Source organism: Sedimentibacter hydroxybenzoicus DSM 7310, assembly GCF_013403245.1.
Classification (GTDB): Bacteria; Bacillota; Clostridia; order Tissierellales; family Sedimentibacteraceae; genus Sedimentibacter; species Sedimentibacter hydroxybenzoicus.
This window is the reverse complement of record NZ_JACBNQ010000023.1, coordinates 1-24,539: the sequence shown is the minus strand read 5'-3', so window position 1 is coordinate 24,539 and position 24,539 is coordinate 1. Positions and strand designations below refer to the sequence as shown.

29 protein-coding genes are annotated in these 24,539 nt (G+C 33.3%); 28 read left to right on the top strand and 1 reads right to left on the bottom strand.

What is annotated here, in order from left to right:
- Nucleotides 1–59 precede the first annotated feature (59 nt).
- The 28 genes from HZF24_RS15485 to HZF24_RS15350 all read left to right on the top strand — a co-directional run bounded on the left by HZF24_RS15485 (nucleotide 60) and on the right by HZF24_RS15350 (nucleotide 23,603).
- Nucleotides 60–1,994 carry an ABC transporter permease gene (locus tag HZF24_RS15485; RefSeq protein WP_179239257.1) on the top strand — a complete coding sequence of 645 codons (1,935 nt, stop codon included), beginning with the start codon at nucleotides 60–62 and terminating at the stop codon, nucleotides 1,992–1,994.
- A gap of 17 nt (nucleotides 1,995–2,011) precedes the next feature.
- Nucleotides 2,012–2,851, top strand: coding sequence for an ATP-binding cassette domain-containing protein (locus tag HZF24_RS15480; RefSeq protein WP_179239256.1), 840 nt, complete (start codon nucleotides 2,012–2,014; stop codon nucleotides 2,849–2,851).
- A 2-nt stretch (nucleotides 2,852–2,853) separates the two neighbouring features.
- Nucleotides 2,854–3,492: an ABC transporter permease gene (locus tag HZF24_RS15475; RefSeq protein ID WP_179239255.1), complete on the top strand. Its 639-nt coding sequence runs from the start codon at nucleotides 2,854–2,856 to the stop codon at nucleotides 3,490–3,492.
- 229 nt (nucleotides 3,493–3,721) lie between these two features.
- Nucleotides 3,722–4,069, top strand: coding sequence for a YlxM family DNA-binding protein (gene ylxM / locus HZF24_RS15470; protein WP_179239254.1), 348 nt, complete (start codon nucleotides 3,722–3,724; stop codon nucleotides 4,067–4,069).
- Nucleotides 4,070–4,074: 5 nt separating this feature from the next.
- Nucleotides 4,075–5,433: a signal recognition particle protein gene (ffh, locus tag HZF24_RS15465; RefSeq protein ID WP_179239253.1), complete on the top strand. Its 1,359-nt coding sequence runs from the start codon at nucleotides 4,075–4,077 to the stop codon at nucleotides 5,431–5,433.
- A gap of 61 nt (nucleotides 5,434–5,494) precedes the next feature.
- Entirely contained in the window at nucleotides 5,495–5,758 is a 264-nt protein-coding gene (gene rpsP / locus HZF24_RS15460; protein WP_179239252.1) for a 30S ribosomal protein S16, read from the top strand.
- An 11-nt stretch (nucleotides 5,759–5,769) separates the two neighbouring features.
- Nucleotides 5,770–6,000 carry a KH domain-containing protein gene (locus tag HZF24_RS15455; protein ID WP_179239251.1) on the top strand — a complete coding sequence of 77 codons (231 nt, stop codon included), beginning with the start codon at nucleotides 5,770–5,772 and terminating at the stop codon, nucleotides 5,998–6,000.
- Between the two features lie 24 nt (nucleotides 6,001–6,024).
- Nucleotides 6,025–6,525: a ribosome maturation factor RimM gene (gene rimM / locus HZF24_RS15450; RefSeq protein ID WP_179239250.1), complete on the top strand. Its 501-nt coding sequence runs from the start codon at nucleotides 6,025–6,027 to the stop codon at nucleotides 6,523–6,525.
- Entirely contained in the window at nucleotides 6,522–7,238 is a 717-nt protein-coding gene (gene trmD / locus HZF24_RS15445) for a tRNA (guanosine(37)-N1)-methyltransferase TrmD (RefSeq protein ID WP_179239249.1), read from the top strand. The genes rimM and trmD overlap by 4 nt, the downstream gene beginning before the upstream one ends.
- Before the next feature lie 99 nt (nucleotides 7,239–7,337).
- Nucleotides 7,338–7,685, top strand: coding sequence for a 50S ribosomal protein L19 (rplS, locus tag HZF24_RS15440; RefSeq protein ID WP_179239248.1), 348 nt, complete (start codon nucleotides 7,338–7,340; stop codon nucleotides 7,683–7,685).
- A gap of 60 nt (nucleotides 7,686–7,745) precedes the next feature.
- Nucleotides 7,746–8,600 carry a ribosome biogenesis GTPase YlqF gene (ylqF, locus tag HZF24_RS15435; protein WP_179239247.1) on the top strand — a complete coding sequence of 285 codons (855 nt, stop codon included), beginning with the start codon at nucleotides 7,746–7,748 and terminating at the stop codon, nucleotides 8,598–8,600.
- 170 nt (nucleotides 8,601–8,770) lie between these two features.
- Nucleotides 8,771–9,403 carry a ribonuclease HII gene (locus HZF24_RS15430; protein WP_179239246.1) on the top strand — a complete coding sequence of 211 codons (633 nt, stop codon included), beginning with the start codon at nucleotides 8,771–8,773 and terminating at the stop codon, nucleotides 9,401–9,403.
- 325 nt (nucleotides 9,404–9,728) lie between these two features.
- Nucleotides 9,729–10,385 (top strand): deoxyribose-phosphate aldolase, encoded by a 657-nt coding sequence (gene deoC, locus HZF24_RS15425; RefSeq protein ID WP_179239245.1) that lies wholly within the window; start codon nucleotides 9,729–9,731, stop codon nucleotides 10,383–10,385.
- A 44-nt stretch (nucleotides 10,386–10,429) separates the two neighbouring features.
- On the top strand, nucleotides 10,430–11,521 hold the full coding sequence (locus tag HZF24_RS15420; protein WP_322790752.1) for a BMP family ABC transporter substrate-binding protein: 1,092 nt from the start codon (nucleotides 10,430–10,432) through the stop codon (nucleotides 11,519–11,521).
- A 104-nt stretch (nucleotides 11,522–11,625) separates the two neighbouring features.
- Nucleotides 11,626–13,158 carry an ABC transporter ATP-binding protein gene (locus HZF24_RS15415; RefSeq protein WP_179239243.1) on the top strand — a complete coding sequence of 511 codons (1,533 nt, stop codon included), beginning with the start codon at nucleotides 11,626–11,628 and terminating at the stop codon, nucleotides 13,156–13,158.
- The gene (locus HZF24_RS15410) at nucleotides 13,148–14,251 is read left to right on the top strand and encodes an ABC transporter permease (RefSeq protein WP_179239242.1); all 1,104 of its coding nucleotides are present in this window, start codon (nucleotides 13,148–13,150) and stop codon (nucleotides 14,249–14,251) included. The genes HZF24_RS15415 and HZF24_RS15410 overlap by 11 nt, the downstream gene beginning before the upstream one ends.
- Nucleotides 14,248–15,201, top strand: coding sequence for an ABC transporter permease (locus HZF24_RS15405; RefSeq protein ID WP_179239241.1), 954 nt, complete (start codon nucleotides 14,248–14,250; stop codon nucleotides 15,199–15,201). The genes HZF24_RS15410 and HZF24_RS15405 overlap by 4 nt, the downstream gene beginning before the upstream one ends.
- A gap of 108 nt (nucleotides 15,202–15,309) precedes the next feature.
- Complete coding sequence (locus HZF24_RS15400; RefSeq protein WP_179239240.1) at nucleotides 15,310–16,800, top strand: helicase HerA-like domain-containing protein; 1,491 nt, start codon at nucleotides 15,310–15,312, stop codon at nucleotides 16,798–16,800.
- Nucleotides 16,801–16,804: 4 nt separating this feature from the next.
- Nucleotides 16,805–17,149, top strand: a complete 345-nt coding sequence (locus HZF24_RS15395; protein ID WP_179239239.1) for a YraN family protein — start codon at nucleotides 16,805–16,807, stop codon at nucleotides 17,147–17,149.
- Between the two features lie 77 nt (nucleotides 17,150–17,226).
- The gene (gene mtaB / locus HZF24_RS15390) at nucleotides 17,227–18,531 is read left to right on the top strand and encodes a tRNA (N(6)-L-threonylcarbamoyladenosine(37)-C(2))-methylthiotransferase MtaB (RefSeq protein WP_179239238.1); all 1,305 of its coding nucleotides are present in this window, start codon (nucleotides 17,227–17,229) and stop codon (nucleotides 18,529–18,531) included.
- A 38-nt stretch (nucleotides 18,532–18,569) separates the two neighbouring features.
- Nucleotides 18,570–18,911 carry a histidine triad nucleotide-binding protein gene (locus tag HZF24_RS15385; RefSeq protein WP_179239237.1) on the top strand — a complete coding sequence of 114 codons (342 nt, stop codon included), beginning with the start codon at nucleotides 18,570–18,572 and terminating at the stop codon, nucleotides 18,909–18,911.
- Nucleotides 18,912–19,017: 106 nt separating this feature from the next.
- Nucleotides 19,018–19,203 carry a 30S ribosomal protein S21 gene (rpsU, locus tag HZF24_RS15380; RefSeq protein ID WP_019227108.1) on the top strand — a complete coding sequence of 62 codons (186 nt, stop codon included), beginning with the start codon at nucleotides 19,018–19,020 and terminating at the stop codon, nucleotides 19,201–19,203.
- Nucleotides 19,204–19,214: 11 nt separating this feature from the next.
- Nucleotides 19,215–19,658 carry a GatB/YqeY domain-containing protein gene (locus HZF24_RS15375; protein ID WP_179239236.1) on the top strand — a complete coding sequence of 148 codons (444 nt, stop codon included), beginning with the start codon at nucleotides 19,215–19,217 and terminating at the stop codon, nucleotides 19,656–19,658.
- A gap of 214 nt (nucleotides 19,659–19,872) precedes the next feature.
- The gene (locus HZF24_RS15370; protein ID WP_179239235.1) at nucleotides 19,873–20,439 is read left to right on the top strand and encodes an RNA polymerase sigma factor; all 567 of its coding nucleotides are present in this window, start codon (nucleotides 19,873–19,875) and stop codon (nucleotides 20,437–20,439) included.
- A 7-nt stretch (nucleotides 20,440–20,446) separates the two neighbouring features.
- Entirely contained in the window at nucleotides 20,447–21,397 is a 951-nt protein-coding gene (locus HZF24_RS15365; protein ID WP_179239234.1) for a DUF4367 domain-containing protein, read from the top strand.
- Between the two features lie 78 nt (nucleotides 21,398–21,475).
- The gene (locus HZF24_RS15360; protein WP_179239233.1) at nucleotides 21,476–21,907 is read left to right on the top strand and encodes a cell agglutination protein Mam3; all 432 of its coding nucleotides are present in this window, start codon (nucleotides 21,476–21,478) and stop codon (nucleotides 21,905–21,907) included.
- A 277-nt stretch (nucleotides 21,908–22,184) separates the two neighbouring features.
- A complete protein-coding gene (locus tag HZF24_RS15355; RefSeq protein WP_179239232.1) occupies nucleotides 22,185–22,937 on the top strand; it encodes a hypothetical protein in 753 nt (250 codons plus the stop codon).
- A 117-nt stretch (nucleotides 22,938–23,054) separates the two neighbouring features.
- Entirely contained in the window at nucleotides 23,055–23,603 is a 549-nt protein-coding gene (locus tag HZF24_RS15350) for a hypothetical protein (RefSeq protein WP_179239231.1), read from the top strand.
- Nucleotides 23,604–24,106: 503 nt separating this feature from the next.
- Here HZF24_RS15350 and HZF24_RS15345 read toward each other — a convergent pair.
- Nucleotides 24,107–24,539: transposase (locus HZF24_RS15345; RefSeq protein ID WP_218835319.1), on the bottom strand; the 433-nt coding region annotated here is incomplete at its 5' end.

Genomic DNA, 24,539 nt, shown 5'->3' with positions numbered 1-24,539 from the left:
GGAAACGTAATTTTCCACCTTATACTTTATAATTTTAAACATATAGGGGATTTGTCAATATGAATGGATTAATAAAAAATAATTTAAAGCTTTTTTTTAAAACAAAATATTTATTATTTAGTTTCCTGCTTTTTATTGCTATTATAAATATCTTTTTAGCAGCAGAGTTTTATAACTACTTAATACATGAGGATATATTGTACTATTTAGGAGAAAGCCAGAGGTTAGGAATAGTTTATTTTGTGTTTTTTGTATTTATTTCCTATGAATATTGCGTAAAAAATAAAAATGATAATTTATTGGAGAGCATTTCTGTAACAAGTAATGGAAAATTCTTTTTTTATATTTCAAAACTAATTACTTTAGTCATAATTATATTAATTATGACTTTAAATATAATGATATATAATTATGCAGTATATTTTTTAAAAGAAATAAATTTATGGTCGTTTGTTAAGCATATATTTTTAAATAATTTATTGAATATTTTTTTAGTTTCTTTAACAGGTATTTGCATAGGTACTATGGCGGCACTAAAATTAAAGAGGTTCAAGGCGTATTTTTTAATCATTTTATTAACAATACTTATAAGTCCAATTATTGAATTTGTACCGTATATCCTGTTTATGGGTTTTGGAATAAACATTTATCCGCTTATGAATATATTGGACATCCTTCCTCCAAATTTAAATTGGGTGTCTGAATCTTTATATGGATTATCTATTGAACCGTACCGATGGAATCTAATTATTTTTTGGATATGCTTGTTGTCATCTGCAATATTACTTAATGTAAGCAGTAAAAAAATTAAACTGATAAACTATATATCATATATACTTGTGATTTTATCCATCTACAACTTTTATTCTTATATGAACTCAGGGAGCATTGTAAAAAAAGACTACAACCCTATAAATTTCACGGCTTTCGATGAGCTCTATTATTCAAACGAAGTTCAAAGAGAAGAAAAAGCTAACTTTACAATTGATTCTTATGATATGAAAATAAAAATTGACAGACAGTTAAAAAATTACGTTACGATAACACTAAATGAAACGGATGTGCTAAAAGGGTATAAATTTACCTTATATAGAAATTATGATATAAAAGAAATATTGGATAAAGATAATAATCCGTTAGAATTTAAAAGACATGGTGACTATATAGACGTATATAACCCTGCCGATGAAAAATTAGAAACAATACAAATTGAATACAGTGGATACAGTCCTGTTTTTTACAGTAATTTGCAAGGGGTTTTGTTACCGGGATGCTTTCCTTATTATCCCATAGAAGGTTATAGAAGGATGTACCTAAAAGAACAAAGCTCGTATATTCCCATAATCAGAGATTATACTGTTAAATTTAATATATCTGTGGAATCAGCACTTGATATTTATTCTAATCTTAAAAATGAAGGAAAAAGATATTATGGAGAAGCACAAGCTGCTACCTTGATGGGTGGATTTATAAACGAAAAAAAGTATGAGGATGTTACTTTTTATGGGCTGTCTTTAGAAGAACTGCCAAAAGAAAACAATTTGTTAAGAATAGATGAAATATTAAATCAATACAAATCAGTTCTATTTAAAGATCAGTATACTAATTTTAAAGATATGAAAATATTTCAATCTACTATTACATTGTCCAGTAAGCTGACAGATAATGGCATAGTAAGTTTTCAAGATCATATACTTACTTATGATTTAAGTGAGGAATGTTTGGTACAAGGGTTTGCTCAAAAAAATATTCCATATGATGTAAATAAGTTAAAAGTAAAAAAAGAATTTTTTGATTATATTTTACATAAAGAGAGATTTATAAATATTTCTAAGTCGGAATTAGAAAACAATATGATTTATAAATTCCGTAGATTGTTTTTGGAAAAAATAAATGAGTTAGGTGAGGATTATGTAATTAAAAAAACATATTACTATCTTACCGATGAAAATGATACAAGAGATTCTGAATTATTTATTAGAAATTTAAATTAGACCAGGAGGATAAATAAATGCTTGAGGTTATTAAATTACATAAATCATTCAAGAAAAAAGAAGTTCTGAAAAATGTTTCTTTAGAATTTAAAAACGGAATATATGGACTTTTAGGACCAAATGGTGCGGGGAAAACCACACTTATAAGATGTATGGTTAATCTATATGACCTGAATAGCGGAAGTATAGAGTATTGTGGTTCATCCATTAATGGTAATAACGACTTATTAAGTAATATAGGATATTTACCTCAGAAATTCGGACTTTTTAAAGAGCTTACAGTATATGAAAATTTAAAATATTTTTGTATTCTAAAAAAGATTTATAAGAGCAGGATGGATGATGAAATAAAAAATTGTTTGATTTCCGTTAACTTAGAAGATAGGATTAGTCATAAGGTATCTTCTTTATCAGGGGGGATGATAAGAAGGTTAGGAATAGCTCAAGCAATTTTAGGGCATCCCAAAATAATTATATTTGATGAACCTACGGCTGGACTTGATCCCGAAGAAAGAATAAGGTTTAAAAATATTGTTGCCCAAATAAATAAAGATAGAATAATCATTATTTCTACGCATATTGTAGAGGATGTAGAAGCATCCTGTAATAAAATAATAATTATGAATGAGGGAAGAGTTTTAAAATACGGAAGTTCAGAGGAAATAAAATCAGAGGCAAATGGAAAGGTTTATGAAGTTGAAAAAAATTTAAATGCAGATGAGTATTGGTATGTTGAGAAGAGCTTTTCGAGAAATGAAAAAACTTTTATGAGAATACTATCTAATAAAAAGGAAAACTTAAAAAGCTTAGAACCCACTATTGAAGACGGCTATATGTGTATCGTTAAAGGAATATAAAAATGGATATCAGATTAATCTATTATGATTTCAAAAACCTAAAAACATATTTCTATGTACCTATATTTATTATATACTTATTTATTCCTGTTTTGAGTATAGGTATGGTTAAAATGTATGGTGTGGAAAATTCTAAAATTATGATTTTTAAAGAAGTTGAAAAATTTATTCCAATTATATCAATGTGGTGGACAACATTTATATTTAGAGAATATATTGAGGGAGATGGGAATGAACTTTTATACTGTATCAATAAAACAGGAAAGATAAAATCTTTTCAAATTTTTATTATTTTTTTATGTTATGTTTTGCATGTTGGTATTTTGTTTTTAGTTGGCAATATATTTTGGGATAATATTTTGTTTGAATTTATCAAGACTGTTGTTCAATGTTTCTTTTTCACTTCAGCAATTTATGTTTTAATATATACACTAAAATCAACGACGATTAGCTTTATGATTTTACTAATATACGCATTGTTTTCACTTTTTATAAATTCCAAAATTTCACAAGTGATAAGTATATTTGGAAACGGTGATATATTAATTATGAATATTATAAGTACGAAATCCCTTAAGATTTTGTTTGTGTCAACTATATTATTTATAATTGGTGTATACAAAAACAAAGTTTTTTATTGAATAAAGATTTACGTATTGTCCCTACATATATACTAACATCAGACCATTGACTTATAATAAATGTATAATAACAAATGAATATATAAAGAACTGATAATACAAGGTAAATTCAATTATCAGTTTTTTATATATAGAAAAAAGAAAAATATTTTATATTTAAGTGTTGACAAAACGGCAATAATGAGGTAAAATTCACTGTCAAGTTAAATACTTTACAGTAGGTGTCTATATGATGGAGAAAAAATTTATATATAGCATTCTTTATGATTATTATAAGGAATTGCTTAAGGATAATCAAGCAAATATAATTGACCTGTACTACAATCAGGATTACAGCCTGTCGGAGATAGCTGAGGATATGAACATCAGCAGGCAGGGAGTCCACGATGCTCTGAAAAGAGCGGAAAAAAGCTTGACTGACTTTGAAGATAAAATTAAACTTTTTTACAAATATGAAAAATATCAGAAAGCAGCAGAGAAAATTATTAAACTCACTGCTGAAATAGATGATGAAAAATATAAAGAGACTGTTAAACAAATCAGAAATGAAGCAGGAAAAATAATAAACGAAGGGTAGCAAATATGTTTGAAAATTTATCTGATAAACTTCAAAATGCATTACAGAAATTAAAGGGCAAGGGTAAATTAACCGAAAAAGATATCGACTTAGCAATGAAAGAGGTTAAGATGTCCCTTTTGGAGGCTGACGTTAACTTCAAGGTTGTTAAAACCTTTATAAACAGCGTTAAAGAAAGATCTCTCGGCTCAGAAGTAATGGAAAGCTTAACCCCGGGACAGCAGGTAGTTAAAATAGTCCATGAAGAGCTCGTTAAAATAATGGGGCAGGGCGAAAGTAAGCTTAAAATTAACTCAAATGACATAACATACTTTATGATGTGCGGTCTTCAGGGTGCAGGTAAGACAACGGCAACCGGAAAATTAGCGAGAAAGCTTAAAAAAGACGGTAAGCGTCCCTTGTTGGTTGCCTGCGACATATACAGACCGGCAGCTATAAAGCAGCTTCAGGTTGTGGGAGCGAGTGTCGATGTTCCGGTGTTTGAAATGGGAGATAAAACAAATCCCGTGACGATAGCCAAGGAAGCTATGAAGCATGCTATGAAGCACGGGCATGACATAGTTATAATAGATACTGCGGGACGTCTTCACATAGACGATTCCCTTATGGAAGAGCTTGTTGAAATCAAGCAGACGGTTAAGCCGGATGAAATACTGCTGTTATTGGATGCAATGACAGGTCAGGATGCGGTTAAGGTTGCTGAAACCTTTAATCAGTATCTTGACATCACAGGTGTTATACTGACAAAGGTTGACGGCGATGCAAGAGGCGGAGCCGCACTTTCCATAAGAAATGTGGTGGATAAGCCGATTAAATTCCTGTCTGTGGGTGAAAAGATGGATCAGCTTGAAACATTCCATCCGGACAGAATGGCATCAAGAATCCTTGGCATGGGTGACGTGCTGTCAATCATTGAAAAGGCTCAGAGTGCAATAGATGAAAAACAAGCGTTGGAGCTTCAGAAAAAATTAAAGACACAGAGCTTTGACCTTAATGATTTCTTGTCTCAGCTTCAGCAAATAAAAAATATGGGTCCATTGGAAGAAATATTAGGTATGATGCCGGGCTTAGGCGGAAACAAAAAAATGAAGGATCTCAAGGTTGATGAAAAGGAATTGGTGTTCACAGAAGCAATAATTCAGTCAATGACCAAAAAAGAAAGAACAAATCCATCCATCATAAACGGGAGCAGAAGAAAAAGAATTGCCGCAGGAAGCGGAACTTCTGTCCAAAGAGTAAATCAATTGTTAAAGCAATATGATGAAATGAAGAAAATGATGAAAAAATTCTCCTCAATGGAGAAAATGATGGGCAAAAAGAAAGGGCTCAGAGGCATGGGCGGCATGGGTAAACTGCCGTTTTAAACAATTGCTTGTAAAAGGATTTTCCTTTTTCATATATACATTATTTTAAGGAGGTGACAATATGTCAGTAAAAATAAGATTAAAAAGAATGGGTTCAAAAAAGAAACCTTTCTACAGAATAGTTGTAGCAGATTCTCGTTCACCTAGAGATGGACGTTTTATTGAAGAAATAGGATATTACAATCCGGTTGTAGAACCTAAGGTTGTAAAAATCAATGATGAAAGTGCTATAAAATGGCTTAACAACGGTGCAAAACCTACAGATACAGTAAGCTCATTATTCAAAGCTAACGGTATCTATGAAAAAAGAGATGAAAATAAATAAGAGGTGATAATATGGGTGAATTAGTAGAATATATAGCAAAATCACTGGTAGATAACCCGGATTCAGTAACTGTTAATGAAGTTGAAGGCAGTCAATCACTTATAATTGAATTGAAAGTTGCTCCGGATGATATGGGTAAAGTAATCGGTAAACAAGGCAGAATAGCCAAAGCCATAAGAACTGTTGTTAAAGCTGCGGCTACCAAAGAAAATAAAAGAGTTATTGTTGAAATAATTCAATAATTTCTTGATTTAACTGAGGGAAACATGAATGATTATATAAAAGTCGGAAAGATTGTAAATACTCATGGTGTCAAGGGCTACCTGAAATGTTTGCCTTTAACCGATGATATGGAGAGATTTGAAGAGCTGAAATACGTCTACACTGAAAAGGACAACACCAAGCGCAAGCTTAAGGATGTGTGGTATCGTAACAACATGGTTTATATCTTACTTGAAAATATAAATGATATGAGCACTGCTGAAACTTTCAGAGATTCATATATTTCCATATTGGAGGACCAGCTCAGAGAGCTTCCTGAGGATTCATACTATATATTTGATTTGGAAGATATGGAAGTATACTCGGATGATGGAGAATATTTAGGCAAAGTTAAAGAAATTTATCAGACCGGCGCCAATGATGTTTATGAAATAACCAATAAAAACAAATCGTTTTTGATACCTGCAGTTAAGGAAGTTGTCAAAAAAGTTGATGTTGAAAATAAGAAGATGGTAATAAATGTTATTGAGGGATTGCTGGAATGAAATTTGATGTTGTAACATTATTTCCGGAGCTGATTGACATTTATACAAAGAATGGAATAATCGGCAGAGCCGTTGAAAATGGCTTATTTGAATTTGGATTTTTCAATTTAAGAGATTATTCCGAGGACAAACATAAAAAAGTTGATGATTATCCATACGGAGGCGGCCCGGGTATGCTTTTAAAACCGGAGCCCATGTTTAAGCTTTTAGATGCTATTAAAAAACATAACTCATATATTATTTATTTATCACCTAAAGGCAGCTTATTTAATCAAAATAAGGCAAAGGAGCTTTCCCAAAAGGATCATTTAATTCTTATTGCGGGACATTATGAAGGCATAGACCAAAGAATAATAGACAAATATGTGGATGAAGAAATATCTGTGGGAGATTTCGTTTTAACGAGCGGAGAATTGCCTGTTCTGACGATTGTAGATGCAGTAGGTCGTTTGCTGCCGGGAGTGCTCGGTTCGGATGAATCTGCCATAGAAGAATCACACAGTGACGGTTTGCTTGAATATCCTCAATATACGAGACCGGAAAGCTACCAAGGAATGGGTGTGCCTGAAATTTTACTTTCGGGACATCATAAAAAAATAGAAGAATGGCGGCTGTTTAAAGCGATAGAAATTACTTTAAAAAGACGTCCTGATTTGATAAAGGACAAAAGTATAATTGAAAAATACAATAAATTATCACAAATTTATAAATAATTATTGTATGATGCAATATCCGTGTGCTATAATGCATAGGAGTATACGGCGGTCCTCTGCTGAAAGACATGAACGCTCAATTGAAGGGAGGTATACAAAATGAACTTAATAAAATCATATGAAAATGAACAGCTTAAAAGTGAATTAACACCTTTTAATGTTGGAGATACTATAAAAGTACACGTTAGAATCAAAGAAGGTAACAGAGAAAGAATTCAGGTGTTCGAAGGTATCGTAATTAAAAGACAAGGTGAAAGCAATAGAGAAACTTTTACAGTTAGAAAAATTTCTTACGGTGTAGGTGTAGAAAGAACATTCCCTGTTCATTCACCAAAAATCGAAAAAATCGATGTAGTAAGAAGAGGTAAAGTAAGACGTGCTAAATTGTTCTACCTGAGAGAAAGAACCGGTAAAGCAACAAAGGTTAAGGAATTAAAGAATTATTAATAAATTGGGGACATTCCTTTAAAGGTGTGTCCTTTTTTAAGGAAAGGGGATACACCTCTTATGAATATAAATTGGTATCCGGGACATATGAAAAAAACAAAGGACTTGCTTCAGGAAAATCTTAAGCTCGTTAACATTGTTATAGAGGTTATAGATGCGAGAATTCCCATATCGAGCAAAAATCCTGATTTTGATAATCTGTTCAGAGATAAAAAAAGGCTGATAGTTCTCAATAAATATGATTTAGCAGATCCAAACTTAAATAAAGCCTGGGAAGCATATTATAAAAGTAAGGGCTGGTCAGTAGTGCTGTACAATTCAACAAATAACAAGGAGCTTAGGAAATTGGATAATGCAATAGCTGAAGCTTCAAAGGAAATAGTTGAAAGATACAAAAAAAGGGGCTTGCTAAACAGAACAATTAAGGCGATGATAGTCGGAATCCCCAATGTAGGTAAATCCACTCTCATTAATTCGCTGGCGAAAAGAAAAAGTGCCAAGACGGGAAATATGCCGGGTGTAACAAAGGGCAAACAATGGATACGATTAACCGGCAACATTGATTTGCTGGATACTCCGGGGATTTTATGGCCGAAATTTGATGACGATAAATTAGCCCTGAATCTTGCATTTACAGGAGCAATAAGGGACGAAGTAATTGTTCTTGAAGAAATCTCTTTAAAATTTGTCGAAAAAATGATAGAATTAAACAAGGTTGATGCAATATTGGAAAAGTACGATATAGAGCAAGGTGAAAAGCCGTTGGATATTTTAGATAATATTGCCTATAAAAAAGGATTTTTATTAAATAAGACAGAAATAGATTACTTAAGAGTTGCAAACTTATTATTTAATGACTTCAGAAACGGAAAATTAGGAAATATAACATTAGAGAAGCCGGAAGAGTTGAATTGATGTCATTTTTCTTGTCATTGCTATGAATAAACGTATATCGTATGCCTGTATCATTCCGAACGTCAGTGGGGAGTCTCAGGTTTTGAAGTTCTGAGATCCTTCAAGCTAAAGCTTTCAGGATGACAAATACCGGAGATGCTTATTTAATCTCATTTTTTAAGGAGTAAAATATGCTTAAAATTGAAACCGAACTTTGGGACAAGGGTTATAAATATATCGCCTGTATAGATGAAGTAGGAAGAGGATGCCTTGCGGGAAGCGTGGTAACATGTGCAATAGTAATGCCTCAGGGTGTAATTATAGAAGGAGTTAACGATTCTAAAAAATTAACCGCCAAAAAGAGAGACATACTGTTTGAGTTAATAAAAGATTCTGCCGTTGCAATCGGCGTAGGAGAAATGGATTGCAGAACGGTGGATGAGATAAATATAAAAAATGCAACGAAGCTTGCTATGAAGCAGGCAATAGAAAACTTGAGGGATAAAGACGGAAGCAAAATAATTCCGGATTTTGTCCTGACAGATGCAGAAAAGTTAGATATCAAAATCCCTCAGTTAAACATTATCCATGGAGATGCAACCTGCCACGGTATAGCTGCAGCTTCAATAATAGCTAAAGTAACAAGAGACAGGCAGATGGATGAAATGGACAAGATATTTCCCCAATACAGATTTGCCAAAAACAAGGGATACGGAACCAAAGACCATGTACAAGCTCTTTTAGAATACGGTCCCATTGAAATACATAGAAAAACATTCTTAAAAAAGATATTGAATATACAAGAACAAATGAGTTTTATATAGCCATTTGTTCTTTTTTTATTTATATTCTATTATAAATTATACATTTAAAATTGCCATTTAATTGTAAATAAGTTATAATTAAATGGCAGTTTATAATTTTTGAACCATAATTATAGAAAAAAATAATAAAAATGGGGAATTGCTATAGAGTGTAGAAATTGTAGCAGCACAAGAATAGAAAAAGGTGTTGCAATTGGCAAAACTGCAAAGGCTGGAGATATCGGACCTGTATCAAGCAAAGGAATTTTTTCGTTTGACGAATGTATAATTTTGTGCTAAGCTAATAAATATAAACAAAACATATAAATATTGGTAGGGAGTAAGTATGGATGCGAGGGAAATTTTAAAATATGTTGACCACACGCTATTGAAAGCGTTTGCGACGTGGGAAGACATAAAATTACTGTGTGATGAAGCAATAGAGTACAAAACAGCTTCTGTTTGTGTACCGCCTTGTTATATAAAGAAAATTAATGAAGTTTATAAAGACAAAATAAATATTTGTACTGTAATAGGTTTTCCACTTGGGTATTCAGTAACTGAGGCAAAAATATCAGAATGTGCACAGGCTGTTAAGGACGGTGCAAATGAAATCGATATGGTTATAAACATTGCCGATGTAAAAAATAAGGAATATAAAAAAGTAGAAGAAGAAATATCGGCTATTAAAAAGGTTGCTGGGAACAAAATATTAAAAGTAATAATTGAAACTTGTTATCTTACAGAAGAAGAAAAAATTGCTATGTGTAAAGCGGTTACTGATGCAGGTGCGGATTATATAAAGACATCAACAGGATTCGGTACAGGCGGAGCAGTTTTAGAGGATATAAAATTATTTAAAAAATATTTGGGTGAGAGTGTTAGAATTAAGGCATCCGGGGGTATAAAAACACTCGAAGATATGGAAACGTTTATTAATGAAGGATGTTCAAGGATTGGTACAAGTTCTGCAATTAAACTGATAAATGACGCTCAGCGTTAATTTATAAAAATCTTAAATTGAGTAAGATAAATGGAGGAGATAGTATTATGAAAAAATTAGGTATCATTGCACTTGCACTTATGCTGATTTTGAGTTTATCTGCATGTGCCAAGGAACAAGCTACAGATACACCGGCTGACGGCACAGCTGAAATTGCCCTTATTACCGACGTTGGAACTATTGATGATAAATCATTTAACCAAGGTGCGTGGGAAGGCGTTGTTGCTTATGCCGAAGAAGCTAATAAAACATACAAATATTACAAACCATCTGAAAAATCAGACGATGCATATTTAACATCCATCGATTTAGCTGTTAAGGCAGGAGCTAAAATAATCGTTTGTCCGGGATTCTTATTTGAAGTACCTATTTTCAATGCTCAGGATAAATATCCGGATGTACGCTTTATAATTCTTGACGGTAATCCGCATGCGGGAGATTGGGTTCCTGTAGTAAAGGATAACACTTTATCAATATTCTATGCTGAAGAAGAAGCAGGTTTTCTGGCAGGATATGCGGCTGTTAAAGACGGCTATAAAAATTTAGGTTTCATGGGCGGTATTGCTGTTCCTGCGGTTATTCGTTTCGGTTACGGATACATTCAGGGAGCGGAAGTTGCGGCTCAGGAATTAGGATTAGCTGACGGCGAAGTAAAAGTTAAATATACATACGTAGGAAACTTTGATGCTACACCTGAAAATATGGCAAAAGCAGCGGCATGGTACAATGAAGGCACAGAGGTTATATTTGCTTGCGGCGGTGCTGTGGGGAACTCAGTTATGAAGGCAGCCGAAACAGCTAAAACAAAGGTTATAGGTGTTGACGTTGACCAATCGGCAGAGTCCGAAACTGTTATAACTTCTTCAATGAAAAATTTAACAAAATCAGTTTATGATGCGCTTAAATTATTCTATGATGAAAAATTCCCTGGCGGTGAAATCCAGGTATTGGACGCAACAGTAAACGGAGTTCAGTTGCCGATGGAAAATTCTAAATTTGAAAAATTCTCTCAGGCAGATTATGATGCGGTATACGGAAAGATAGTTAACAAAGAATTTGAAATTGTTGGAGATCAGGATGTTGAAGGTCCTAAAGAAATAGAAACACAAAAAGTTGCAGTAGAAGAAATAAATTAATATAACCTTTTATTTCAGTTGAGATTTCAATTGATGCAAAAAAGTGTCTTGACGTATTTATTCTAAGACACTTTTTTGCTATAAACTACCATAAGGAGTTAAGTATGGAATATGTCATTGAGATGAATCATATTACCAAGGAGTTTGGTGATTTTAAAGCAGTTGACGATGTTACATTTAAAGTGAAAAAAGGAGAGATTCATGCTCTGTTGGGAGAAAACGGAGCCGGCAAATCAACCCTTATGAGTATTTTGTTCGGCTTGTATCAGGCTGAAAACGGCGATATTTCCATTAATGAAAAGCCCGTGAAAATCAATAACCCTAATGATGCAAATGATTTAGGAATAGGAATGGTTCATCAGCATTTCAAATTGGTTCATAATTTCACTGTTTTAGAAAGCATTGTATTAGGTAAGGAAACTACTAAAAACGGCTTTCTTAAAATGGAAGAAGCAAGAAATAAAATAAATAAATTAAGCGAACAATACAAATTGAAAATAGATCCCGATGCCCGGATATCCGACATAACCGTCGGTATGCAGCAAAGGGTGGAAATTCTTAAAATGCTTTACAGAGACAATGATATATTAATATTTGATGAGCCGACGGCAGTTCTTACTCAGCAGGAAATAGATGAGTTGATGAAAATAATGAAGGATATGACCGAGGAAGGCAAATCAATTGTTTTTATTACTCATAAATTAAATGAAATAAAGGCGGCGGCAAATAGATGCAGCGTTCTGAGAAAAGGCAAATATATAGGCACTGTCGATGTAAGCGTGACGTCAAAAGAAGAAATGTCAGAAATGATGGTTGGAAGAAAAATAAGTTTTGTTATCAACAAGGATGAGTGTACGTCGGAGGAACCTGTTCTTAAGGTGCAAAGCCTTACTATAACAAATAAAGAAACCAAGAAAGACAAGGTCAATAATGTTTCTTTTAACGTAAATAAAGGTGAAATTCTTTGTATAGCAGGAATTGACGGCAACGGACAATCTGAATTGGTACAAGGTATAACCGGTTTATTGCCCTTGACATCAGGCAAAATTTTATTAAATAACGAAGATGTTACCAAAAGTTCAATAAGACAAAAATGCATTGCGGGTTTTGCACACATACCCGAGGACAGACAAAAATACGGTCTTGTTCTTGACTACAGCTTGAAGGAAAATGCTGTTCTGCAAACATATTATGAGCCGAAATTTCAGAAAAACGGTTTTATAAAATTTGATGCAGTAAAAGAATATGCAAAAAAATTAATTGATGAATTTGATATAAGATCAAGTCAGGGAGAAGACTCCGTTGTGCGGGGCATGTCCGGAGGAAATCAACAAAAGCTGATTGTTGCAAGAGAAATTGACAGAGATCCCGATATCATTATAGCCGTACAGCCGACACGAGGCCTTGATGTCGGGGCTATAGAATATATACATAAGCAATTGATTGCACAAAGATGCACAGGAAAAGCAGTTTTATTGGTATCCTTTGATCTGGATGAAGTGATGAATGTAAGTGACCGTATATTGGTTATGTATGAAGGTGAAATTGTAGGGGATTTAAATCCAAAGGAAACCACGGTTCAGGAATTGGGGCTTTATATGTCCGGAACTAAAAGGAGTGTGTACAATGAAGCATAAGCTAAAATTTAGTTTAATGAATTCAAGCTGGGGAGTAAGCTTTATTTCTGCCGCAATGGCTATTTTTATAGGTCTCCTTTTCGGTTTCATTATTTTATTAATAAGTAATTCAAGAGAAGCAGTACCGGGATTTTTTGCAATTTTACAGGGCGGCTTTGCAGACGGCGCAAAAGGAATAGGCGATATGCTTTATAATGCAATCCCTATAATTTTAACCGGTCTTTCTGTCGGCTTCGCTTTTAAAACCGGTTTATTTAACATAGGAGCTTCCGGTCAATTTACAATGGGTGCGTTCGTTGCAATTTTTATAGGTATTAAATGGACATTTCTACCGGGGCATTTGCACTGGATTGTTGCTTTAACCGGAGCTTTGATAGCAGGAGCTTTGTGGGGACTGTTGCCGGGTATACTGAAAGCATATTACAACGTACATGAGGTTATATCTTCTATTATGATGAATTACATCGGCATGTACTTGGTAAATATCCTCATAGTTAAAAATATCCATGACAAAATTAAAAATCAAAGCTTGCCTGTTGCTAAAACTGCGATTATACCTAAGGCGGGTCTAGATAAAATTTTTGAAACAAACAATATGAACATTGGAATTCTTATTGCAATATTAGCTGTTATTGTTATTTATATAATATTAAGCAAGACAACCTTAGGCTATGAATTAAAGGCATGCGGATTAAGTCCTACTGCCAGCAAATATGCGGGAATAAATGCTAAGAATAAAATAATACTCTCCATGCTGATAGCAGGTGCATTATCTGGACTTGGAGGAGGGCTTTTGTATCTTGCCGGTTCAGGAAAATATCTGCAGGTAGTTGATATTCTAGCTCCTCAGGGCTTCGCGGGAATTTCTGTGGCGCTCCTTGGTATGTCAAATCCAATCGGGATTTTATTTGCAGGGTTATTTATAGCGCATTTAACGGTTGGGGGAGTAAATATCCAACTGTATTCATTTGCTCCCGAAGTAATCGATATAATTATTTCTGCAATAATTTACTGCGGAGCATTTTCACTTTTGTTTAAAAATATAATTTTAAAAATAAATAAGCGCAGCAGCAGACAGGAGGCCAGCAAATGAATGTAATCTATTTTGTAGCTCAGCAAACTATGTTTTTTGCAATTCCTTTATTGATTGTTGCTTTGGGAGGAATGTTTTCTGAAAGAAGCGGTATTGTAAATATAGCACTTGAAGGAATAATGGTCATGGGTGCCTTTGTAAGCATATCATTTTTAAGTATATTTCAGAACATGATGAGCGGGCAGCTTTTACTGGTTCTTGCAATATTTGTTGCAGGATTAACCGGAGCCGTATTTTCACTGCTTCATGCCTTCGCTTCCATAAACTTAAAAGCGGATCAGACCATAAGCGGTACGGCACTCAATATGTTTGCTCCTGCTTTTGCTATATTTGCTGCCAGAATGGTGCAGGGAGTGCAGCAGGTTCAGTTTTTAGATACATTTCATATCGCAAAGGTACCGTTTTTAGGAGATATCCCTGTACTGGGTCCTATACTGTTTCAAAACTGTTATATAACAACGTATATTGGGATAGGTATAGCCGTAATGGCTGAAATAGTTATAAACCACACTAAATTCGGCTTAAGATTAAAAGCCTGCGGCGAGCATCCTCAGGCTGCAGATTCTGTAGGTATCAACGTTTATAAGATCAGATATGCAGGTGTAATCATTTCAGGTATGCTTGGCGGAATAGGCGGTCTTGTATTTGTAGTTCCCACATCTACGAACTTCAATGCAACAGTGGCAGGATACGGATTCTTAGCTCTTGCTGTTTTAATATTCGGTCAATGGAGAACAAAGAAAATATTCTTTGCTGCATTTTTCTTCGGTATAATGAAGACCTTTGCTGCGGCATATTCCGCTATTCCGATACTTAAGACACTGCCTATTTCAAATGATGTATATAAAATGATTCCTTATATTGCTACATTAATAGTTTTATCTTTCTTCTCTAAATCTTCACAAGCGCCAAAGGCATCCGGAGTACCTTACGACAAAGGAAGCCGTTAAAAATTAATATGGTGAAACACTAAAATATGCTAATATATTGAAAGATAATGTAATCATTAGTAATATGGTAAGTAATTACTTAATTTTCGATAGTGGAAAGGAGTTGCTATGTTCAAGGATAATAAAGTTTGGATAGGAAAAAGTGACAAAAGAATATATTTAGAACCTAAAATGGCTAATAGACACGGTCTTGTGGCAGGGGCTACAGGCACCGGAAAAACAATAACATTAAAGGTTATGGCTGAATCCTTCAGCGAAATGGGTGTGCCGGTATTTCTTTCCGATATAAAGGGAGATTTGGCAAGTCTGGCGTCACCCGGAACTGATAATGAAAATATGCAGGAAAGAATTAAACGTTTAGAGATAGATAATTTTACATATAAGTCCTCTCCGGTACAGTTTTGGGATATTTACGGAGAAAATGGTCTTCCTTTAAGGACCACCATATCTGAAATGGGTCCCATATTACTTTCAAGAATACTTGATTTAAATGATACTCAGTCGGGCATACTCAATATAGTTTTCAGAGTTGCCGATGAAAACGGACTTCTGCTGTTGGATTTAAAAGATTTGCGTTCAATGGTTCAATACGTGGGAGACAATGCCAAAGAGCTTACATTGAAGTATGGAAATATTACAACTCAAAGCGTTGGTGCAATCTTAAGATCATTAATGGTACTTGAAGATCAAGGAGGAAACTTCTTCTTTGGTGAACCGGAGCTTGATTTCAATGATTGGATGAAAGTTGCAGGGGATGGCAGAGGATATATAAATATTCTTCACAGCTCCAAACTATTTTTAAACCCTGCATTGTATTCTACATTCTTACTATGGATGCTCTCCGAGCTTTTCGAAAATCTGCCCGAAGAGGGAGATTTAGAGCAGCCCAAAATGGTATTTTTCTTTGATGAAGCACATTTGCTGTTTGATAATGCTCCAAAGGTTTTATTAAACAAAATAGAGCAGGTGGTTCGACTTATTCGCTCAAAGGGTGTAGGCGTATACTTTGTAACACAAAATCCAAGAGATTTGCCGGATGAAATACTCGGACAGTTAGGAAACAGAATTCAGCACGCTCTGAGAGCTTACACGCCTGCTGACAGAAAAAAGGTTGTGACGGCTGCCGAAACATTCCGTACGAATCCGGCATTTGATACAGTTCAGGCAATAACGGAGCTTGAAACAGGAGAAGCCTTAATATCGTGCTTAGACGAAAAAGGAAGCCCTTGCATAGTTGAACGTGGATTTATACTTCCGCCTCAAAGCAAGTTTGGGACTATAGACGATTATTTGAGAAAACAAATTATTACAAGCTCACCCCTGTATTATAAATACGATAAAGAAATTGACAGAGAATCGGCTTATGAAATGCTCATAAAAAGAAATGAGCGTGAAATGGAAGAATTAAAGCTTCAAAAAGAAAGATTGGAATTAGAAAAAATAAAGGCAAAGGAAGCAAAGGAGCTTGAAAAGCTCAGAAATAAGAAAAGCAATCGGCTGACTCCCGTTGAAAGAGTCACAAATTCGGCTATGAGTGCCATAGGCAGAGAAATAGGAAGGTCACTTATGAGAGGCGTGTTAGGCTCCCTTAGAAGGTAGTACCATGTACGATAAAAACAAGGGCTTTGAATATGAAAAAATTGCCGAAAGGTACTTGCTTAAAAACCAGTATACAATAATTGAAAGAAATTTTATCAGTAAATTCGGTGAAATTGATATTATTGCAAAAAAGGACGGACGACTTCATTTTATAGAAGTAAAGGGCAGAAAGAATCTTTCCTTCGGATATCCGAGAGAGGCAGTTACATGGGCTAAACAAAAGAAACTAATAAGTGCCGCAAAGTATTACTTTATGCTGATTGGCAAGGATGATATGCCCTGTCAATTTGATATAATTGAAATTATCATGGAAAACAAAGAAATAAATATGATTGAAAATGCATTCTGAGTTGTACTTGATATTTATTATCGGTTATGATATTATTTCAAATGAATTAGTCATATAAACGTAAATCAGGAGAAATAATGAAAAACAAATATACCGTATCATTTACAACTCTCGGGTGCAAGGTTAATCAATTTGAAACCGAAGCAATGACGGAGCTTTTAGAAAAAGAAGGCTTTGAGGTACTGCCCCATGATATGGAAAGTGATATTTATATAATCAATACATGTGCTGTAACAAAAGAAAGCGAAAGAAAATCAAGACAATTTATCAATAAGGCAAAGAGAAATAACCCTGACGCCTTAGTTGTTGCCGTAGGATGCAGCGTCCAGTTAAATGGTGAAAAGCTGAATAAAGAAACTTCCGTCGACATAATAATAGGTACTAAGAACAAGGGCAATATAGGTAGGCTTTTAAAAGAAAAACTGGATAACATGGAAATGTTATCTTATGAAATAGAAGATTTTAAAGGCAAAGAAGAGTTTGAAGAATTAAAAATAAGCACTGTTCATGACAAAACCCGTGCCAATATAAAAATTCAGGATGGATGCAGCCAGTTCTGCTCTTATTGCATAATTCCCTATGTCAGAGGTCCCATCAGAAGCAGAAATCACGAGGATATAGTAGAAGAAGTTAAAAAGATTGCGGCTAACGGCTATAAAGAAATAGTATTAAACGGCATTCATATTTCTTCCTACGGCAAGGACATTCAAAAAAAGGATGCCTTAATAGAATTGATAGAGGATATAGATAAAATCGAGGGTATCGAAAGAATCAGATTAGGTTCACTAGAGCCGAAACTCATAACCGAAGATTTTATTAAACGCTATTCGTCTCTCAGCAAGGTATGCGATCACTTTCATCTTTCACTGCAAAGCGGAAGCGACAGCGTATTAAAACGAATGAACAGGAAGTATACTTCAACAGAATACAGGAACAATGCGGAGCTTATCAGAAAGTATATGCCTGATGCCGGAATTACAACCGATATAATAGTCGGATTCCCGGGAGAAACTAATGAAGAGTTCGATGAAACGATAGATTTCGTTAAGGCTGTCAGATTTTCAAGAATTCATGTGTTTAAGTATTCCGTGAGAGAGGGTACAAAGGCCGCGGAAATGGAAAATCAGGTTGAGGATTCCATAAAATCCGTGAGAAGCAAGCAGCTTATAGATTTAGGAAATACCATAAGCAGAGAATTTATGCAGCAATTTATCGGACGAAATTTGCCTGTGCTTGTGGAAACGCAGAAAAAAGAAAATTTATTTGAAGGATATACAACAAACTACTTGAAAGTTTTGATAAAAAGTGATAATAATATTAAAAATCAAATAGTTTCTGCCTCAATAAGAAATGTAAAGAACGATTTTTTATCAGAGGAATAGAATGCTATATAATTATTAACAGGAAGAGGTGAAAAAGTGTGAGCTGCATATTTTGCTTGATTGCAGAAAAACAAATTCCATCACAATGTGTATATGAAAGTGATAATATAATTGCCTTCAGAGATTTAAACCCTCAGGCACCTGTACATATACTTGTTGTACCTAAAATGCATATAACATCGATGAATGATATAAATTCGGAAAACAGTGGTGTAGTGGCTGAAATATTCGAAGCTATAAACAAAATTGCTGAAAGCGAAGGTATTAAGGAATCCGGATACAGGGTTATCAGCAACTGCGGAGATGATGGTTGTCAATCTGTAAAACATCTGCATTTCCATTTGCTGGGTGGAAGAAAATTGTCAGAAACTTTATCATAAATTTCTTGCATTTACTTATTCTATGTTATATAATAATTAAGTGCTATTTCAAACTCGCTGGTGTCCTAGGACAACTAGTAGTAGATAACGAGGGGAGGGTAGCAAAATGACAGAGGTAAAGGTTAGAGAAAACGAGTCCATCGATAATGCTCTCAGAAGATTTAAAAGACAGTGTGCACTTACAGGTGTTATGTCAGAAGTAAGAAAGAGAGAGCATTATGAAAAACCAAGCGTAAAGCGTAAGAAGAAAGCTGAAGCGGCTCGTAGAAAGAAAAATAAAAAAGCGAGATAAGAGGTGAATGTATGCCTTTAAAAGAGAAGCTCATGGCGGACATGAAGGAAGCCATGAAATCTAAAAACAAAGTCAATAAAGATGTTATTACCATGGTAAGAGCAGCTATAAAACAAAGGGAAGTTGACGACAGAAAAGAATTGAATGATGCTGATGTAATCGACATCATAGCTAAACAGATAAAGCAGAAAAAAGATTCTATCCCCGACTTTGAAAAAGGCAATCGACAAGATCTTATAGATCTTACCAACCAAGAAATCAAAATACTATTAGAATATTTACCGCCTCAACTGTCAGATGAAGAGCTTGATTCTATTGTCAGAGATGCAATAGAACAAACAGGCGCTCAGACCAAAAAAGATTTGGGCAAGCTGATGGCTCTCATAATGCCGAAAGTAAAAGGCAAGGCTGACGGTAAACACGTTAACGATATTGTGGCAAAATATATAAAATAGTTTAAAGACCCCCGCGTGGGGGTTTTTTTATGCCCTAACCCTATTTTTCAGAGTCATTTTTCTGAAAAATAGCGGTAGGTCAAATGCAAGGAATGCCAAATTTATGTGAGCGAAAGCGAGCAAATAAATTTGATGCATTCTACTGCTTGCAAAAAAACATATTTATAGACATTATTTATAATGGTATAATATTTGTGCAAGGGGGGATAACGTTATGATAATTATCTTTTTTAATAATTTAACCGATGAGCAAAAAGAATTGATAAATAAAATCTTTTCAGACATGAATGCTTTGTTTTATTATATTTCTTATGGCATATTAAAGAATCAAATTGATGCAGAAGATGCTGTTGCACAAACTTTTTTAAATATATCTGGTAATATAGAAAAAATTTCTAATTTCTCATGTCCCGAAATGAGGTCTTACTGCGTTGTAATATTGAAGAACGAAAGTATAAATATTTTGAGAAAGAGCAGTAAGTATATAAGTGATGAAGATATAGATAACCTATATCAAAATTCAAATAAGGATAAAACCTACAATCTTGAAGAAGAATTTCTTAAAACTGCTGATAAAGAAATTTTAAAATCATGTATCAGCAGACTTTCGGAGGATGAGAAAAACCTTATTTACTTACGTTTTTTAAATGAATTTAGCTTTAAACAAATTTCAGAACTTTTTGATATTACTGAGGAAGCTGCAAAAAAACGCAGTCAGCGTATTTTAAAAAAATTAAGAGCATATTATGAGGAGGGCGATAAGGTTGTCCAGAACGATTGACATTATCATGAAAGACGTATGTGAATTATCTTTTCAGGATGAATTGCACAAAATAAGCGAATCAGATACTAATGATATTGTTTATGAAACACTGTCCAAGGAGCATATTAGCATATTAGCAAAAAAAATAGGACTGTTACCCTTTGAATATCGCAGCATTCTTTTTTTTAGATACTGCTTTAGGAGTACTCCTTACGAAACAGATAAAATACTAAAAACAGAAAATTCCAAAAGCAAATTGTACTATATACAAAAAATGCTGTCAAACCTCATGGGCATACAAAACTCATTGATAGATAATAACTCCATGGGAGAAGCCTGTAAATTATCTCTGCCGGATGAGATGAAGGACTATGACAATATTGAAGCATTGAAAAAACCTGTTTATACAAAGAGTTTCAGAAAAAAACTGAAAGAATTTAATATAAGTCAAAGCAATAATAATATATATCTTTCAATAGCTAAAAAAGCAGCAATATTTATATTAATATTTATCATGAGCTTATCAACGGTCTTGGTATTTAACACAGAAGCACGTACAAAATTATTCAACTGGATTATCGAGAAATTTCCTAAGTATAGTATATTTACATCACAAAATGCAAATGAAGATACTGAGCAGGTTGATTTATCATCATTCAAAATTAAATATATACCCGCAGGTTTTGAATTATACAATATTCATGAAATGGGTAACATAGTAATATATAATTATATATCTAAAAATAATTATATACTAACTGTAAAGCTACTTATTCCTTTAGGTGAAATAAAATCTTATTACGATACAGAAAATGCCGTCATAGAAGAATTTATCTTTAAAGAATCCCAGGCATATATCTGGCAGACTGATGGTATAACATACTTGCTATGGCATTGGAGTGGCGTGGACTTCCATATAACCGGAAACTTAAATAAAGATGAAATAATAAAGATTGCAGAAAATATTTCAAAATAATTTAAAAAAAAATGTCCCTTTTTTCCTCCTTGTTCGTTATATAGGTAAGAACCTAAAACAACAAGGAGGATTTTTATTATGAAACTGAAGAAAATTGGGGCAGCAGTATTGGCAACGGCGGTGATGTTAGGAAGTATTGGGATTGGTGATGTATATGCAATTGAACAACAAAAAAATATATCAGTATATACGAATAATCATATAATTACCCCATTCTGGTCTGAAATCATCAATATTTTGCCAAGTATATCAGCAAGTGGTAATGCTATTAACCCGAAAGTATATATCGAGGCTAAAAGTCCATCGGCTTCAATTATAGGTACAATGTATTTAGAAAAATACAGCTCAGGAAGATGGGTAAACGTAACATCATGGTCTTTAAAAGGAACAGGTAGTTTGTCTTCGTCTAAAAGCTACAGCGGAACATTAAATACAAAGTATCGTACAAGAGTTGTGGTAACGATAAACGGAGAAACCGCTGAGGCTGTTTCAGCACCCTGTGAAACTTAAAAGTAGCGAAAATAATTTAACGTTAACTTTCTAAATATGGCGGATATCTTCCGTTACATATAAAAACATAGAGAGGAGGTAGAGATATGATACACATAAGATCACCAAATAAATCAAAAGACTCTTTAATACCTCAAAATTTGCATACTTAATACCGAAAAAGTACATAAGAGGATATTTCAGAGCCTTGTAAGTAATATTATATAGCAAATATGATATATTTTCAATGCTATGTATAAATTTTAAGAAGATAATTAAAAATAATTGGAGGTAACGTATGGGAAAAAATAAAATATCATTAAAAAAATTAATTATTATGATTATGATTTTTGCATTAGGATTATCATCTTCAGTGTATGCAAGCATACCAAATAAATTGCCTGAAGATCATAAAGTTATTAATGGGCAGTTATATATTAATGGAAACAAAGTTACAGAGATAATACAAGTAGAATCAGGAATCACGAAAGAGCTCACGATAGATCAATATATTTTGGAACTAGAATATGGTGAAATATCTTTTGATGATACAATTACTTTAGAAGATACATCAGAAGATTTGGGTAATTCACCTTTAGGAATTACTGATGATTGGTATAGATATGATGAAACATCTAATATTACTGTCTTACGAACCGATAAGAGAGAAAGAGTATCTACTGTTCTAAAAAATGAGACTTCTAATCCAGCTGACCATATATTAAGTACAACTTGCGTATCCGGACATTCATTTAGTTTTAATGTTGGAACGGGTGAAAGACCTTATATACAAACAGGTGCAGGATTTACGTGGGAATCATCATTATCTAGAACAGAAGAAAAGAAATTAACTATAAACTCAGGTATGTATGGATGGTGGGAATTTGCACCCCAGGAAAACAAAACAGTGGGACTTTTTAAAACATTTAGTTGGTTAGGAGAACTTAAAGATTTCAAGCAAGTACATGCTTACTCACCAAAGAAAGTAAATAATAAGTTTTTAGATGGAGTTTATTATGCATTAGAAAGTTCAAAAATGCCAACAAACTAGTACCTAATGTAATACAAATAGACGTGAAAATAAAACTTCACGTCTATTTAAAATATATATTACAAAATAATAAGTAATATATGTAAAATATTTTTTTAATAAAGTGGTGAGGAATTTATGAAATTTAAATATTTTATACTATGTGGGATTGTTATATTATTAATTTTTATTGTATTTAATAATAAAAGAAAATTACAATTTGTTCAAGATAAAGATTACGCAATTGCAATTCAGCTCGGGCTAGAAAAAGAAGACCTGACGGAGGAGCAAATACTAATAGTTGAATCACTTAAAGATAATGAAAAACTAATCTTTTTTGTCAATTATAATGCTTTGGGTTTTTCTTGCTTATCTAAAATAAAAGATGAATGGGTGTGGAAGAGGACAGAGGCTTTATACAGCTTTCAATCTTCAAATACATCATCTTATATGTCATCTGTTATTGAAATCAAAACAATAAAAAATCATAAGTATTATTTGTGTTTAGGAGAGATATTTGATTCAGAAATTAATAGAATCATTTTATATAATGATTCTATTAATGCAAAGATTATAAAAACAGATAACAATATTTTTTGGTTTGCAGTTATTGATACTAAATTAGTTAATAATAGTTTAAATATTAATACAAAAGCTTATGATAAGATAGGAAATATTATAGAATAATTATAGTTATAGGTGTCAGAGGTATGTCAGAGAGACGGGGTTATTGACACCTTTAATGAAACTTGTAAAGTTGAACATCCCATGATATTCAAGAATTTAATACTGATGAGCGTAATTATTATAGGGAATGTCAAGGGAATGTCAAGGAGACGGGGTTGCTGACAACTTCGAGTATCGGAAATTAGGCAATATTTGCGTATAAATGTATAAATTTTGTTTTTGTCATAAAAATATTATGATACTAAAAACAGATTTTCTTCCTCTAAAGGGGATTTTTATTGTAAAAAAATTTTTTAGAAAAATTTGTCCCCTTTTTCCTTCTTCATTTGTTATATATAATAAGTGGTTAAATAAATGTTAAAGTATTGGAACTAAGAAAATCTCCATGGATATTTCAAGTAGTAATATGAATACAATTAGACGTGTCAAAGGGACGCGTGTCAAAGGGACGGCAGACTGCGCAATATCACACATTTATTCCCCCCAAAAAATCATTTTAACACTTAAATTATGACAAATTCAAGATAAGCAGAAAATATGTTTAAAACAAAGGAGTTTATAGCCTCCACAAGGACTTTGACTCCTTCTATCTTTATTACCCTTTTCATATTATAGGATAAAAAGTGCATAAAAGACTCAGCTCGTACACTTTCATTGCCTATAGTAAGAAAATATGTATAGCCAAGACTTCTTTTTACCGTTCCAAATACATGTTCTACTATTTCTTGTCTTTCTTTATATATTTTTTTATTCTCGTCCATTATTTTGTTTACAATATCATATATATCATGTTTTTCATTTCTTTTTATTGATCTTTCATCTGGACTTGTTGTACATTGGTCTTTAAATGGACATTCTTTGCAGGCTGCCTTATTTCTATATAATTGGTTTTGTGATGTTGGATTACTTACATTATTCAATATTTTTCCTTCCGGA

Excerpts from the sequence above, each read along its gene's own strand:
- HZF24_RS15485 (WP_179239257.1), top strand. The coding sequence starts at position 60 with ATGAATGGATTAATAAAAAATAATTTAAAGCTTTTTTTTAAAACAAAA.
- HZF24_RS15480 (WP_179239256.1), top strand. The coding sequence starts at position 2,012 with ATGCTTGAGGTTATTAAATTACATAAATCATTCAAGAAAAAAGAAGTT.
- HZF24_RS15475 (WP_179239255.1), top strand. The coding sequence starts at position 2,854 with ATGGATATCAGATTAATCTATTATGATTTCAAAAACCTAAAAACATAT.
- ylxM (WP_179239254.1), top strand. The coding sequence starts at position 3,722 with ATGATGGAGAAAAAATTTATATATAGCATTCTTTATGATTATTATAAG.
- ffh (WP_179239253.1), top strand. The coding sequence starts at position 4,075 with ATGTTTGAAAATTTATCTGATAAACTTCAAAATGCATTACAGAAATTA.
- rpsP (WP_179239252.1), top strand. The coding sequence starts at position 5,495 with ATGTCAGTAAAAATAAGATTAAAAAGAATGGGTTCAAAAAAGAAACCT.
- HZF24_RS15455 (WP_179239251.1), top strand. The coding sequence starts at position 5,770 with ATGGGTGAATTAGTAGAATATATAGCAAAATCACTGGTAGATAACCCG.
- rimM (WP_179239250.1), top strand. The coding sequence starts at position 6,025 with ATGAATGATTATATAAAAGTCGGAAAGATTGTAAATACTCATGGTGTC.
- trmD (WP_179239249.1), top strand. The coding sequence starts at position 6,522 with ATGAAATTTGATGTTGTAACATTATTTCCGGAGCTGATTGACATTTAT.
- rplS (WP_179239248.1), top strand. The coding sequence starts at position 7,338 with ATGAACTTAATAAAATCATATGAAAATGAACAGCTTAAAAGTGAATTA.
- ylqF (WP_179239247.1), top strand. The coding sequence starts at position 7,746 with ATGAATATAAATTGGTATCCGGGACATATGAAAAAAACAAAGGACTTG.
- HZF24_RS15430 (WP_179239246.1), top strand. The coding sequence starts at position 8,771 with ATGCTTAAAATTGAAACCGAACTTTGGGACAAGGGTTATAAATATATC.
- deoC (WP_179239245.1), top strand. The coding sequence starts at position 9,729 with ATGGATGCGAGGGAAATTTTAAAATATGTTGACCACACGCTATTGAAA.
- HZF24_RS15415 (WP_179239243.1), top strand. The coding sequence starts at position 11,626 with ATGGAATATGTCATTGAGATGAATCATATTACCAAGGAGTTTGGTGAT.
- HZF24_RS15410 (WP_179239242.1), top strand. The coding sequence starts at position 13,148 with ATGAAGCATAAGCTAAAATTTAGTTTAATGAATTCAAGCTGGGGAGTA.
- HZF24_RS15405 (WP_179239241.1), top strand. The coding sequence starts at position 14,248 with ATGAATGTAATCTATTTTGTAGCTCAGCAAACTATGTTTTTTGCAATT.
- HZF24_RS15400 (WP_179239240.1), top strand. The coding sequence starts at position 15,310 with ATGTTCAAGGATAATAAAGTTTGGATAGGAAAAAGTGACAAAAGAATA.
- HZF24_RS15395 (WP_179239239.1), top strand. The coding sequence starts at position 16,805 with ATGTACGATAAAAACAAGGGCTTTGAATATGAAAAAATTGCCGAAAGG.
- mtaB (WP_179239238.1), top strand. The coding sequence starts at position 17,227 with ATGAAAAACAAATATACCGTATCATTTACAACTCTCGGGTGCAAGGTT.
- rpsU (WP_019227108.1), top strand. The coding sequence starts at position 19,018 with ATGACAGAGGTAAAGGTTAGAGAAAACGAGTCCATCGATAATGCTCTC.
- HZF24_RS15375 (WP_179239236.1), top strand. The coding sequence starts at position 19,215 with ATGCCTTTAAAAGAGAAGCTCATGGCGGACATGAAGGAAGCCATGAAA.
- HZF24_RS15370 (WP_179239235.1), top strand. The coding sequence starts at position 19,873 with ATGATAATTATCTTTTTTAATAATTTAACCGATGAGCAAAAAGAATTG.
- HZF24_RS15365 (WP_179239234.1), top strand. The coding sequence starts at position 20,447 with ATGAAAGACGTATGTGAATTATCTTTTCAGGATGAATTGCACAAAATA.
- HZF24_RS15360 (WP_179239233.1), top strand. The coding sequence starts at position 21,476 with ATGAAACTGAAGAAAATTGGGGCAGCAGTATTGGCAACGGCGGTGATG.
- HZF24_RS15355 (WP_179239232.1), top strand. The coding sequence starts at position 22,185 with ATGGGAAAAAATAAAATATCATTAAAAAAATTAATTATTATGATTATG.
- HZF24_RS15350 (WP_179239231.1), top strand. The coding sequence starts at position 23,055 with ATGAAATTTAAATATTTTATACTATGTGGGATTGTTATATTATTAATT.